At 39.1% G+C, this 13,395-nt stretch carries 11 protein-coding genes; 7 read left to right on the forward strand and 4 right to left on the reverse strand.

From position 1 onward, the window contains the following. Position 1 precedes the first annotated feature (1 nt). Both rsxB and rsxA read right to left on the reverse strand, forming a co-directional pair. Complete coding sequence (rsxB, locus tag QQK09_RS15595) at positions 2–559, reverse strand: electron transport complex subunit RsxB (protein ID WP_284205082.1); 558 nt, start codon at positions 557–559, stop codon at positions 2–4. Further along, positions 556–1,134 (reverse strand): electron transport complex subunit RsxA, encoded by a 579-nt coding sequence (gene rsxA, locus QQK09_RS15600; protein ID WP_284205083.1) that lies wholly within the window; start codon positions 1,132–1,134, stop codon positions 556–558. Before rsxA ends, rsxB begins: the two co-directional genes overlap by 4 nt. A 380-nt stretch (positions 1,135–1,514) precedes the next feature. Between rsxA and nrdD the strand changes: the two genes are divergently transcribed. After that, a complete protein-coding gene (gene nrdD, locus QQK09_RS15605) occupies positions 1,515–3,632 on the forward strand; it encodes an anaerobic ribonucleoside-triphosphate reductase (RefSeq protein ID WP_284205084.1) in 2,118 nt (705 codons plus the stop codon). A 519-nt stretch (positions 3,633–4,151) separates the two neighbouring features. Further along, the gene (locus QQK09_RS15610; RefSeq protein WP_284205085.1) at positions 4,152–5,537 is read left to right on the forward strand and encodes an L-cystine transporter; all 1,386 of its coding nucleotides are present in this window, start codon (positions 4,152–4,154) and stop codon (positions 5,535–5,537) included. Between the two features lie 99 nt (positions 5,538–5,636). Here the strand turns inward: QQK09_RS15610 and QQK09_RS15615 are convergent, their stop codons facing one another. Beyond that, entirely contained in the window at positions 5,637–7,337 is a 1,701-nt protein-coding gene (locus tag QQK09_RS15615) for a mechanosensitive ion channel family protein (RefSeq protein ID WP_284205086.1), read from the reverse strand. Between the two features lie 293 nt (positions 7,338–7,630). Between QQK09_RS15615 and nrdG the strand changes: the two genes are divergently transcribed. The 5 genes from nrdG (at position 7,631) to clpA (ending at position 12,484) form a co-directional block, all read left to right on the forward strand. After that, a complete protein-coding gene (nrdG, locus tag QQK09_RS15620) occupies positions 7,631–8,095 on the forward strand; it encodes an anaerobic ribonucleoside-triphosphate reductase-activating protein (protein ID WP_284205087.1) in 465 nt (154 codons plus the stop codon). Between the two features lie 116 nt (positions 8,096–8,211). Next, positions 8,212–8,505 carry a 2Fe-2S iron-sulfur cluster-binding protein gene (locus QQK09_RS15625; RefSeq protein ID WP_284205088.1) on the forward strand — a complete coding sequence of 98 codons (294 nt, stop codon included), beginning with the start codon at positions 8,212–8,214 and terminating at the stop codon, positions 8,503–8,505. A gap of 217 nt (positions 8,506–8,722) precedes the next feature. After that, positions 8,723–9,670: a chemotaxis protein CheV gene (locus QQK09_RS15630; RefSeq protein ID WP_284205089.1), complete on the forward strand. Its 948-nt coding sequence runs from the start codon at positions 8,723–8,725 to the stop codon at positions 9,668–9,670. Between the two features lie 197 nt (positions 9,671–9,867). Beyond that, entirely contained in the window at positions 9,868–10,194 is a 327-nt protein-coding gene (gene clpS / locus QQK09_RS15635; protein ID WP_284205090.1) for an ATP-dependent Clp protease adapter ClpS, read from the forward strand. Between the two features lie 28 nt (positions 10,195–10,222). Further along, positions 10,223–12,484 carry an ATP-dependent Clp protease ATP-binding subunit ClpA gene (clpA, locus tag QQK09_RS15640; RefSeq protein WP_284205091.1) on the forward strand — a complete coding sequence of 754 codons (2,262 nt, stop codon included), beginning with the start codon at positions 10,223–10,225 and terminating at the stop codon, positions 12,482–12,484. A 228-nt stretch (positions 12,485–12,712) separates the two neighbouring features. Here the strand turns inward: clpA and queC are convergent, their stop codons facing one another. Next, positions 12,713–13,381, reverse strand: coding sequence for a 7-cyano-7-deazaguanine synthase QueC (queC, locus tag QQK09_RS15645; RefSeq protein WP_284205092.1), 669 nt, complete (start codon positions 13,379–13,381; stop codon positions 12,713–12,715). Positions 13,382–13,395 lie beyond the last annotated feature (14 nt).

The raw sequence follows: 13,395 nt of genomic DNA on the forward strand, positions 1-13,395 counted from the left end.
ACTAAAGCTCAGTGTTAATTTTGGTCGGGATACGTTGTAGGTTCCACTGCCAGTTTTGTGTCGTTATCTCAATCGGTAACATATCGATACAGTCGGTTGGGCAGGGCGCTACGCATAATTCGCAGCCTGTACATTCATCGGTGATCACTGTGTGCATCTGCCTTGTTGCGCCCATGATGGCATCAACAGGACAAGCTTGAATACATTTGGTGCAACCGATACATTCATCTTCACGAATAAACGCGATTAATTTCGGTTTTTCTTCACCATCTAATTGCTGTGGTTCAACACCCATTCGTTCAGCAAGTTGACGCATCACCGCATCACCGCCAGGTGGACATTTATTAATATCCTCACCATTAGCGATCGCCTGTGCATAGGGTTTACAACCTGGGTAACCACACTGACCACATTGTGTTTGTGGCAACATAGCATCTAACTCTTCAACAATAGGCTCAGCTTTCACTTTAAAACGAATCGAGGAGTACCCTAGTAGGGCACCAAAAACAGCCGCTAAACAAGCAAGGGCAAAAACAGCTAGCGCGATACTTGAGATCATTTAATTAACCCCGTGAAACCCATAAAGGCAAGTGACATTAAACCGGCAGTAATCATTGCAATTGCCGAACCTTTAAAAGGCAAAGGCACATCGGAAGCGGCTAATCGTTCACGCATCGAAGAGAACAGCACCAGTACTAACGAGAAACCAACACCCGCTGCAAATCCGTAGATGATCGATTCCACGAAATCATGGTTCTCATTAATATTAAGTAGCGCTAACCCCAATATTGCACAGTTGGTGGTGATTAGAGGTAAAAATATGCCGAGCAAACGATATAGTGTTGGGCTAGTTTTATGCATCACCATTTCGGTAAATTGTACTACTACTGCGATCACCAAAATAAAGGCGAGTGTTTGCAGATAGAGTAAATCTAACGGTATTAAGATATAACTATTAACGATATAGGAAAGTGCTGCCGTTAATGTCAATACAAAGGTAGTCGCAAATGACATGCCAACAGCGGTTTCTATTTTATTGGATACACCCATAAACGGGCATAAACCTAAAAATTTGACCAGCACAAAGTTATTGACAAGTACAGTGCCAAAAAACAGTAAAAAATAATTACTCATAAAAATTCTAATTCCACTAGCAGAATAGGGGGATTCGGATGGTTGCTAATATGCGTTATTATAGCAAACAACCACTGTAAAAATAACAACCTAAAGGATGTTTTTTTATAACAGATTTATTCTCTTCTACACCGGCAGTAAGTTGTTACTATCTTCCTATAGTTGCGTTAATAGGCACTGCATAAAGTGCAAGTTACAATTCTTGAAAATGACCGTTAAATGCATTTTTTTTATGTTTATTTTATTGCTGTTCTCAACTTTTTAAACACTAAATAAGCACCTCGATTCAAAGTTGATCTATATCAATAAGCGCACATATTGTGTTATGTATAGTCTCGCTCCACTAGATGTAGTGTCATTTTCTTTTTCGGAGCCCAATTATGAAAACTGTTGTTATTAAGCGCGATGGTAGCCAAGCACCCTTTAATGCTCAACGTATTGCTGAAGCGATTTTAAAAGCCTCAGGTGCAGCACGTTGCAAAGGTGTTGATGCATTTGCGATTGCAACAGAGGTCGAAAACGACTTAAAGGGACAGGTTGAAGTTGATATTCACCACATCCAAGATAAGGTTGAACAGCACCTGATGACGAAAGGTCATCTTGAGCTTGCACGTGTGTATATTGAATATCGTCACGACCGTGATCTTGCACGTGAACGTAAGAGTCACTTAAACAGCGAAATCTACGGATTGATTGAACAAAGCAATGCATCGCTATTAAATGAAAATGCCAATAAAGATGGTAAAGTAATCCCAACTCAGCGTGACTTACTGGCTGGTATCGTTGCTAAGCATTATGCTAAATCGCACATATTACCGCGTGATGTTGTTCGCGCACATGATAAAGGTGAAATTCATTATCATGATCTTGATTACGCACCGTTCTTCCCAATGTTTAACTGTATGCTGATCGATATTAAAGGCATGTTTACCCAAGGCTTTAAAATGGGTAACGCAGAGATTGAAGAGCCAAAATCAATCTCTACTGCAACCGCTGTTTGTGCACAAATCATCGCACAAGTTGCGAGCCATATTTATGGTGGTACCACGATTAACGGTATCGATACAACGCTTGAACCTTATGTGGCAATGAGCTACAAAAAACACCTTGCAACAGCTGAAAATTGGGGCATTGATAACCCACAAGCCTATGCAGATGAGCAAACAGAAAAAGAGTGTTATAACGCATTCCAATCGCTTGAGTACGAAGTAAACACATTACACACAGCTAACGGGCAAACACCGTTTGTTACTTTTGGTTTTGGTTTAGGTACCTCTTGGGAAGCACGCCTAATTCAGCAATCGATCTTTAAGATCCGTTTAGCTGGATTGGGTAAAAATCGTAAAACAGCGGTATTCCCTAAACTTGTGTTTGCTATTAAAGATGGCGTAAATCATAAAGCAGAAGATCAAAACTACGATATTAAGCAGCTTGCATTAGAGTGTGCTTCTAAACGTATGTACCCAGATATTTTAAACTTCGACAAAGTAGTTGAAGTGACAGGGTCATTTAAAACCCCAATGGGTTGTCGTAGCTTCTTAGATAACTACCAAGAAAACGGTGAAACGGTCCATGATGGACGTAATAACTTAGGTGTTGTTAGTCTTAACTTACCGCGCATTGCACTAGAAGCAGAAGGTGATGAAAAAGCATTCTACGCATTGTTAGATCAGCGTTTAGCGATAGCGAAGAAAGCATTGGATACACGTATCGAGCGTTTATCTGATGTAAAAGCGAGTGTTGCCCCTATTTTATATATGGAAGGTGCATGTGGCGTACGTCTTAAAGCGGATGACTGTGTTGCTGATATCTTCAAAAATGGTCGTGCTTCTATCTCATTAGGTTATATCGGCCTACACGAAGTGATTAATGCGCTTTATGATGATGAAGGTCATCTGTTTGATGATGAAAACAAGCAGAAGAAAGCGGTTGAGATTATTCGTTATCTGAAAACAGCGACTGAAATGTGGACTAAAGAATCAGGTTACGGTTTCAGCCTTTACTCAACACCATCAGAGAATCTATGTGACCGTTTCTGTCGTTTAGATGCAAAACAGTTTGGTGTATTAGCAGGCGTAACGGATCGTGGTTATTACACTAATAGTTTCCATTTAGATGTAGAAAAAACAGTTAACCCATACGATAAAATTGATTTTGAACAGCCATACCCAGAGATCGCAAGCGGTGGTTTCATCTGTTACGGTGAATTCCCGAATATGCAGCAAAACTTAAAAGCGTTGGAAGACGTATGGGATTACAGTTACACACGCGTTCCTTATTACGGTACGAACACGCCAATCGATGAATGTTACGAATGTGGTTTCCACGGTGAGTTTGACTGTACCAGTAAAGGTTTTGTGTGCCCAAGTTGTGGCAACTCAGATTCAGAGAAAGTAGCGGTGACTCGTCGAGTATGTGGTTATTTAGGTAGCCCAGATGCAAGACCGTTTAATGAAGGTAAGCAAGAAGAAGTGAAGCGTCGCGTTAAGCATCTTTAATCTGCTTTAGTGATAAATATCTAAGAGAAAGGCTCATAATTATATGGGCCTTTTTTGTATTTAAAATAAAATTTTAAGGGCTATTTTCACCCATTGATGCCCAATTTTATTAACGATGAATAAAAACGTAATATTTATCAATTAATAAACCACTCACTCTTCTTTGTGTTATTTATATACGTAAATATCCTCGATAAGTCACTGACAATTTTACCTATACAAAAAAATCATATGGCATTCTTTTCTGTTATTTAAAACCCTATAAAAACTAATGATAAGATGTGATTAATTCAACAATTAATACGTTAATTAATTGAAATAAAACTATTTATACCAATTACATTAAGTATGTGATCTTAATTTTGCGCAGGAAAAACAGCTTAATTCAAGGCGGAAGTTGACGTAAATGGTTGTTCCCTTTACGAAACTTACAACGCAGAAGTCAGTTGTTTTAACCAGTAAAATAGATCAGCTATTTACTGTAATTGGTATTATTACATCTAGGTAAAAGGAAATTACATGTCATTTGCACTTATTGCCAACCTGTTGGGGTTTGCGGTTTTACTTTATGGGCTTAACTATCTACAACGAAAAGGGAAAACCTTATCGCGTTTAGTGTTAGTTGGGGTAGTGGGCGGTAGCTTATTTGGTTTGTTATTACAGCTGACATCAAGCAGTCCTGAGTTGATTAAAGCAACTATCGACTGGGTTAATGTGGTGGGTAATGGCTACGTTAGTTTGCTGAAAATGATCATCATGCCATTGATCCTTATCTCTATGATTTCAGCGGTAGTTAAACTTGAAAAGTCGGCTTCTCTAGGCAAAATTAGTGGCTTAACCATTGGTGTGTTGTTATTTACAACGCTTATCTCTGCGCTTATCGGTATTTTTGTGGCTTACGGGTTTGACCTTTCAATCGAAGGGCTTGTACAGGGTTCAAGAGAAACGGCGCGTCTTGCATTGATTGAGTCTCGTGCTGGGCAAGTGAGTGATATTTCAATTCCACAGTTACTGGTTAGTTTTATTCCTGCTAATCCCTTTGCAGATTTAACGGGTGCACGTTCAACGTCGATGATCGCGGTGGTTATTTTCGGTATTTTAATTGGTATCGCGGCACTTAAAGTGTGTGCTGAAAATGAAAAGCTAGCAAAACCGATTCATACTGCAGTCGATACGGCGCAGGCGTTGATTATGCGTTTAGTTAAAATGGTGATGGCGTTAACGCCTTACGGTATTTTAGCGTTGATGACAAAAGTGGTTTCAACCTCTGATGCTGCGGATATCATGAAATTGTTAAGCTTTATTGTTGCTTCCTATGTCGCTATTTTCTTAATGTTTGTTGTACATGGTTTTTTAGTGTCGCTGGTTGGTGTATCACCAAAAACCTATTTTCAGAAAATTTGGCCTGTATTGACCTTTGCATTTACATCACGCAGCAGTGCAGCGACAATTCCATTAAATGTAGAAGCGCAAATTACTAAACTAAATGTGCCACCTGCAATTGCTAACTTATCCGCTTCCTTTGGCGCAACGATTGGTCAAAATGGTTGTGCGGGTATTTACCCAGCGATGCTTGCGGTAATGGTTGCGCCAAGTGTTGGTATTGATCCGATGAGTATCAGCTTTATTGTGTCGTTGGTATCGATTGTAATTATCAGCTCGTTTGGTATTGCGGGAGTTGGTGGTGGTGCAACGTTTGCTGCGTTGATTGTATTGCCAGTGATGGGACTGCCGATTGAAATAGTTGCATTATTAATTTCAATTGAACCGTTAATCGATATGGCGAGAACTGCATTAAATGTGAGTGGGGCGATGACAGCGGGTACGATCACGAGTCGTTTATTAAAGAGAAAGCAGGGCGCGCTAACTGAGCCACAAAAGCAAGTTGAAGGGTCAACTATCTAATGAAATAAAGTCTGGCGATTCATTGATGAGTAACCGTCTCAATGAATCGCCAACGTTGTTGCTTTATTTTTCAAATGTAACGTTAACCAGTTTAAAGATTTACTCTGCCGTCGTTGTTGCAGGGTAAAAATGAACATCGCGTTGTGGGAATGGAATAGAGATGCCATCTTGGTCAAAGCGCATTTTAACTTCACGAGTTATATCCCAGTACACATCCCAATAGTCTTCTGTTTTTACCCAAGGTCGTACGATAAAGTCTACCGAGGATTCGTTTAATACGTGCAGTTTTATAACTGGCTTAGGATCCTGCAATACCATCGGATGTGCTGAAACTAATTCAGATAATAGTGCTTCTGTTTTCTCAATATCATCGGAATAACCAATACCAAACACCAAATCGACACGACGTAATTTTTGCGAAGTAACATTTTTAATCACATCACCCCATATTTTACTGTTCGGGATAACCAGTGTTTGATTATCGATAGTCAGAATGGTGGTGGAAACGAGGTTCATACTTTTAACCGTACCAAATACACCGCCGCCAACTTCAACAAGATCACCCACATCATAAGGACGGTAGATTAATATCATCATGCCCGAGGCAAAGTTACTTAATGTATCTTGTAGTGCAAAACCGATAATAAAACCGGCGACTCCTAAACCCGCTAAAATAGGCGCTAATGAGATACCTAATTGCGCGAGTGCGATAAATATACCAATAATCATGATTAAACGACTCACCGATGAAATAATCATCTCCTTCATTAATGAGGAAAGGTTAAGGTTGGTCGAGCTGAGGCTTTTCTTCATGACGTTGCGTGCCACTTTAGCAAGTGACCTAAACACATAATAGATAGCAAGTAGCAGTAATATTTTGAAGATCCACTCACCACCGTATTCAACAAGATATTGTGTGATTTGTTCAATGAATTTATTTAACATGCCGCTTAAAATGCTGACATTAAGCACATCGGTAGTAATCTGCCCACCTAGGTTTAGCAAGGTTTGTTGATAAAAACTGGTATCAAACCCAAGCTCTGTGAGTAGGTCTACGGTAAGACTAAAACTGACTCGTGCTAAAACCAATTGTTCATTAACGACGGCAAGGGTATCTTTTAATACTTGATTATCCTTTTTTATACTAATCAATACGTTTAGTTCTTCGCGTTTTTTCACCACTAATTGAACCATGCCAGAAAATGCTTCTGCTCGGTTATATAGCTGTGCGGTCAAATATTTCTTTGGTCCAGCTGCATCAAACCCTAATGCCTGTTGGTCAAGAACTTGTTGAGTCATTGCACTATATACCGTGTCTAGCAAGGTTAAGTGTGCAATATAAAGGTGTAATGATTCGGTACTGTATTTTTCTTGTTGTTCATATTCGCTATTAAATTTTTTCTGTAAATTACCGATTCCGTCTTTAAGTGCTTGATTATTTTGGTTAATGATGGTCTCTAATTCTGCCATAACCGTGGGGTTAGCGTTGTCAATTTTCTCTTGCTCGATAAGTAACTGGGATAATTGTTGCAGCGTTTCAAAGGCAGTGAGGTGACGAGAGAAAAGTCGGTAGTTTAATGCTTCTTTTTCCAGACCTGATAGATTGATTTTATAATTTTTAATGTTCTCTATATGCTCTTGTTGGAGTTTATAGTCCTGTAAGAGTTGTTCAATTTGCATTTCGCTGCTCTGATTCTCTTCTGATGACTCGGGTGTTGCCGTGACGGGCAAGCTAAAAGCACTAAAAAAGGCGAGTAAACCCATCAGTAATAAGCATCGTTTAATCCATTGGTTATGCATAATTTTTCCTAAATGTAATTGACCATTAAAGTGGACAGTTTTCTAAACCATTGATGTATTTTAAATATAAACACTATTTATAATAGCCATTGAAAATGATTAACAAAATTTAAAATTAAATTTATTTATAAAAACGATTAATTAACGAGAGCTAGTCATTAATTTTTAAAGATAATTATGTTTATAAGTATTAAGTATGGTCTTTATTTGACTCCCTCTTAAGCGTTTACAAGGGAAATAACGTAATGAAATATGTTAAGATTGACGATTGAATTTCAACCTTAGGCTTGTGTATGAATTACAGTAAATATTACCCCATTGATGTATTAAACGGAGAGGGGACACGTTGTGCACTCTTTGTTTCTGGGTGTATCCATAATTGTCGTGGTTGTTACAATCAGTCAACATGGTCGCCAGATGCAGGGGAATTATTCACTGATGCACTTGCCGATCAAATCATTAAAGACCTTAACGATACGCGCATTAAAAAGCAGGGATTAAGTTTGTCCGGTGGCGATCCTCTGCACCCGAGTAACGTATCTGACGTTTTAAAGCTGGTTAAACGTGTTAAAGCGGAGTGTATTGGCAAAGATATCTGGCTTTGGAGTGGTTACTTATTAGCTGAACTCACACCTGCGCAACAGGCTATCATCAACTTGGTTGATGTGTTTATTGATGGGAAGTTTGAGCAAGCATTGGCTGAGCCAAATTTAAAATGGCGCGGAAGTAACAATCAAGTCATACATCGTTTTAAATAGAACGTTAACTTTGTTATCAAATTTATAACGGAGTATTTGCCTACAGAGCATCGCTTGTTTATTCTATTACGATTAATTAAATGTCAATTTGTTATTAGAACTAGGAGTCGCTGAATATGTGTTCTTCACCCACTAAGTCAAATACCGTTAAACAAGCCTTAATTGAATTTACTGATTCACAGAAAACCTTATCATGGTCTGAATCTGATGGTTTTTTATTAGATTTTGCAGAGGAAAATGGGATAGCGGCGATTAGTAGCTGTCGCAGTGGTCATTGTGGTGCCTGTGCAGTACAGCTTTTGGATGGAGAAATAATGTATGACCAAGAAACCTCTGTTGAATTAGGTGGTCGCGAAATCCTATTATGTAGCGCTAAACCTGCAAGCCCTCACATTAAACTAAAATTATAAAACTTATTCGCTATTAATCTATTCCCATTCCTTGTCTGTCGAATTACTATCAACGATTAATAATGGATAGGTTTTTCGGCCTTTGTTATTGAATTAATAACACTTTTTCAAGAAAAATAGCATGCAATATTTATGCTGCCGATATTTTATCTTTACGCTGTGTCAATTTATTCGTTAAAGACAACCACGTCTTTATTTCAACCCTTAAGGAAAAGAGATGGTAAGCCTGCTTGATACCGTAGATCAACGCACTAATTTAGTCGGTGAAAATAGATTAGAACTGCTGTTGTTTCAGTTACAAAACAGACAGTTATTTGCACTTAATGTATTTAAAGTTAAAGAGGTCGTTAAGTTACCTCACTTAAATAAAATGCCAAACTCCCATCCTAAAGTATCTGGTGTTGCTAATATTCGCGGTCAATCGATTCCGGTGATTAATCTGCGTGATGCGATAGGGCTTAGACCTATTGCGACGGATGAAGAGTGTAATTTAATCATCACTGAATATAACCGCACCATACAGGGATTTTTAGTAGGTAAAGTAGACCGTATTGTTAATATGACCTGGGGGGAGATCATGCATCCACCCAGTAGCGTGGGTCGAAATCATTATCTCACCGCGATCACTAAGCTAAAAAAAGAAGGCAGAGAAGAGCTCGTTGAAATCATCGATGTAGAAAAAGTCCTCGCTGAAATTATTGAGTATGACGCCTCTATTTCTGCCGGTATTTTAGATGAAGCGATCGTGGATAAATTAGTGGGAGTAAAAATACTGCATGCTGATGACTCATCAACTGCCCGTACACAAGTTGAAGCGACACTTGCACCGCTTGGTATTGAGATAATTTCTGCGGAAAATGGACTACAAGCATTAGAGATTTTAAAAAGTTGGATCGCGCAGGGTAAATGTGTTGAAGATGAAATTTTAATGTTAATCACCGATGCAGAAATGCCCGTGATGGATGGTTATAAACTCACCTCTGAAGTACGCGCTGATCCCGCGATGGCTGATCTACATATCGTATTAAATACCTCACTAAGTGGTAGCTTCAATCAGGCGATGGTTGAAAAAGTAGGCTGTAATAAACTGCTTTCAAAATTTCAGCCAGATCGATTAGTTGAAGTGGTACAGGACAAACTGAAGCAAAAGCTAGACATAAAATAGAGAAATAATGTCACCTTATTAGATTTAATTAAGCCTGTTATTTGCACATTGCTCTGGTTATCTTTACTCTGCTTAAACGCATGCCCATTATGATGCTATATCAAGCCTTGCTCGCAGAAGAAAGGACTGAAAAAACATCTTAATGGGTCGCAAAAAGATAATTCCCCATAACTTTAATAATAAGACTAGACTGAAAGATGAGTGAAAAAAATTCCCCGCAAACAGACAATGAATCAGCAACCATTGAGCGGACAGATACAAAGTTAGTGCCACCACCAATGTACAATGTGTTATTACATAATGATGATTACACACCGATGGATTTTGTGATTGATGTATTGCAACGCTTTTTCCGTTTAGATAATGAAAAAGCAACTGAAGTGATGCTTAATGTTCATTACAAAGAGGTCGGTATATGTGGCACATTTAGTGCAGAAATTGCAGAAACAAAAGTGATGCAAGTGATGAATTATGCGAAGCAAAATGAACATCCGTTACGTTGTTCAATGGAAAAAGAGTCGTAAATTGTAATCAACCCATTGAGGGGTCTCTATGTTAGATAAAGCCTTAGAAAATAGTTTAGATTTAGCCTTTCGTTTTGCGTTTGACAAGTCGCATGAATTTATGACTGTTGAGCATTTACTGCTTGCTCTGCTCGAAAACGAAGAAGTTAAAATACTACTCAGCGCCTGTTCGGTTGATATTGTTTCATTACATATCGAAATATTAACCTATTTAGAAAACACCCCTGTTGTACCAGAGGTGCATACCCAAGAGATAGAAATTCAGCCAACTATCGCTTTTGAACGCGTATTACAACGCGCTATTTTTCATGTCCAGTCGTCGGGCAGTACCGAAGTTTCTGGTGGTAGCGTATTAGTCGCCATCTTTAGTGAACAAGAATCACAGGCTGTTTACCTTCTTAAAAAAGCCAACCTTTCCCGTTTAGATGTGGTTAATTATATCTCCCATGGTATTCGAAAATCATCGGATCCTGCTCCGAGTATTTATCACCAACCAGAAGAGGTCGAGGCTCCGGCTGAAGCTAAAGAGGAGATGCAATTTACCATCAACTTGAATGAATTAGTTCAAGCAGGTGAAATTGATCCATTGATTGGTCGAGATAAAGAGGTCGAACGCTGCGTACAAATTTTATGTCGCCGCCGTAAAAATAACCCATTATTAGTAGGTGAAGCTGGTGTCGGTAAAACCGCTATCGCTGAAGGGTTAGCATATCGCATCGTGCATAATGATGTTCCCGATGTGATTAACGACAACATTATTTACTCATTAGATATGGGCGCATTACTTGCTGGTACCAAATACCGTGGCGAGTTTGAGCAACGTTTCAAAGCCGTATTAACACAGCTTGGCGAGCAAGATAACGCTATTTTGTTTATCGATGAAATTCATACCATTATTGGTGCGGGTGCTGCAACGGGCGGGCAGTTAGATGCTGCAAACCTATTAAAACCACTACTAAGTGGCGGTAAATTACGTTGTATGGGCTCAACAACCTATAAAGAGTTCGGGCAGGTTTTTGAAAAAGAGCATGCACTAGCGCGTCGATTCCAAAAAATTGATGTACTCGAACCTTCGGTCAAAGAGACGGGGCAAATTTTATTAGGCCTTCGTTCTCGCTATGAAGCGCATCATGATATTCGTTACACCAATAAAGCGCTGATGGCTGCTGCTGAGTTGAGTGCGAAATATATCAATGATCGCCATCTACCAGATAAAGCGATCGATGTGATTGATGAAGCGGGTTCACAGATGCGTCTGCTTCCTGCGAGTAAACGTAAAAAAACCATTGGTGTTTTAGAGATTGAAAATATCATCGCTAAAATTGCCCGCATTCCTAAAAACTCAGTCAGCAGTGATGATAAAGATCAGCTTGCTAAATTACCTGAGCGATTAAAAATGACGGTATTTGGGCAGAATGACGCGATTGACCAATTAACCGATGCGATTCACCTTAATCGTTCTGGTTTGTCTGAAGAAACTAAGCCAATCGGATCATTTTTGTTTGCGGGTCCGACGGGCGTTGGTAAAACAGAAGTTACGCAGCAACTTGCTAAAGCAATGGGTATTGAACTGCTACGTTTTGATATGTCTGAGTATATGGAAAAACATACGGTTTCACGCTTATTAGGAGCACCTCCTGGTTATGTAGGTTATGAGCAAGCGGGTCTATTGACGGATGCGGTTGTTAAACACCCCTATGCTGTGTTGTTGCTTGATGAAATAGAGAAAGCGCACAGTGATATCTATAACATCCTGTTACAGGTAATGGATCACGGTACGTTAACCGATAATAATGGTCGTAAAGCAGACTTTAGAAACATTATTTTAGTCATGACCACTAATGCTGGCGTACGTGAAACAACGCGCAATAGTATTGGTTTTAAAGATCAAAAAGACTCACATAAAGTGATGGAGGAGATTAACAAACTATTCTCACCAGAGTTTAGAAACCGTCTCGATAATACCATCTGGTTTGATCATTTGAGCCTTGAGGTTATCTATCAAGTTGTTGATAAATTTATTGTGCAGTTACAAGCGCAATTAGATAAAAAACAGATCTCGCTGGAAGTTGGCCAAAGTGCGAGAAAATGGCTTGCAGAGCATGGTTACGATAAAGCGATGGGCGCACGTCCAATGGGACGTTTGATTCAAGATAAACTGAAAAAACCGCTGGCGAATGAAATTTTATTTGGACAGTTGCAAGATGGTGGCAGTGTTATCGTTGAATTAGATAAAGAGGGTGAAGGTATCACCTTTAGTTATGCTGAAACATTAGCGATGAGTGAATGATTTGTAAAGCTTAGAAGATGAAAAATAAAGCTGTCAGTTTTTAGCTGTCAGCTTTCAGTAAAATCAAAATATAAAACCATAACTAGTCGTTCTCATTGAGAACATGGGAACGACGAGTATAAGCATTCGCTACGAGAGAAGAGCTGCGAACTTCGAAACTCGCCACTCCTAGCACGAAGTCCTCCATAACTACGAAAAGCAGATAGCCGATGCCTACAAGTTGATTTTTTAGCTTAATGTTTCGTAAGGCACGGGATCAGTGATACCGTTCTTTTCGAACGCTTCTAAACGTTCAACACAACTACCACATTCGCCACACGCTTTTTCGCGTCCGTTATAACAGGTCCATGTTTTACCGTAATCAAGACCCATACGAATACCATCTTTTAGAATGCCGATTTTATCGCTGTTTAAATAGGGTGAATAGATCTCAGTAGATTCATAGTTTGCAACTGCAGCCACTTCATTCATCTTTTCTACAAAGATAGGACGACAGTCAGGATAAATTTCATGGTCGCCAGAATGTGCACCGTAATACACCTGCTCAGCACCGATAGAAACCGCATAACCGATAGCTAATGACAGCAAAATCATATTACGGTTTGGTACCACGGTACTTTTCATATTCTCATTTTTATAATGACCAAGGGCAACATCAATGCTGCTATCGGTAAGAGATGAACCACCGATTAACTGATTAATAGCAGAGATATCAATTACTTTATGATGAATATCTAATTCAGCACAGACTGAACGAGCAACATCAATTTCTTTGATATGACGCTGTCCATAATCAAATGTTAAAGCATAAGGAGTTAACCCCTCTTCAATTGCTTTGTGTAAAACTGTGTAAGAGTCCATTCCACCCGAATAGATAACAACGACTTTTTTTTGCATTTTGCTTGTATTTC

The organism is Psychromonas marina (assembly GCF_030161115.1).
Taxonomy (GTDB): Bacteria; Pseudomonadota; Gammaproteobacteria; order Enterobacterales; family Psychromonadaceae; genus Psychromonas; species Psychromonas marina.

Coding starts and splice junctions, on each gene's coding strand:
- rsxB (WP_284205082.1), bottom strand. CDS start 559: ATGATCTCAAGTATCGCGCTAGCTGTTTTTGCCCTTGCTTGTTTAGCG.
- rsxA (WP_284205083.1), bottom strand. CDS start 1,134: ATGAGTAATTATTTTTTACTGTTTTTTGGCACTGTACTTGTCAATAAC.
- nrdD (WP_284205084.1), top strand. CDS start 1,515: ATGAAAACTGTTGTTATTAAGCGCGATGGTAGCCAAGCACCCTTTAAT.
- QQK09_RS15610 (WP_284205085.1), top strand. CDS start 4,152: ATGTCATTTGCACTTATTGCCAACCTGTTGGGGTTTGCGGTTTTACTT.
- QQK09_RS15615 (WP_284205086.1), bottom strand. CDS start 7,337: ATGCATAACCAATGGATTAAACGATGCTTATTACTGATGGGTTTACTC.
- nrdG (WP_284205087.1), top strand. CDS start 7,631: ATGAATTACAGTAAATATTACCCCATTGATGTATTAAACGGAGAGGGG.
- QQK09_RS15625 (WP_284205088.1), top strand. CDS start 8,212: ATGTGTTCTTCACCCACTAAGTCAAATACCGTTAAACAAGCCTTAATT.
- QQK09_RS15630 (WP_284205089.1), top strand. CDS start 8,723: ATGGTAAGCCTGCTTGATACCGTAGATCAACGCACTAATTTAGTCGGT.
- clpS (WP_284205090.1), top strand. CDS start 9,868: ATGAGTGAAAAAAATTCCCCGCAAACAGACAATGAATCAGCAACCATT.
- clpA (WP_284205091.1), top strand. CDS start 10,223: ATGTTAGATAAAGCCTTAGAAAATAGTTTAGATTTAGCCTTTCGTTTT.
- queC (WP_284205092.1), bottom strand. CDS start 13,381: ATGCAAAAAAAAGTCGTTGTTATCTATTCGGGTGGAATGGACTCTTAC.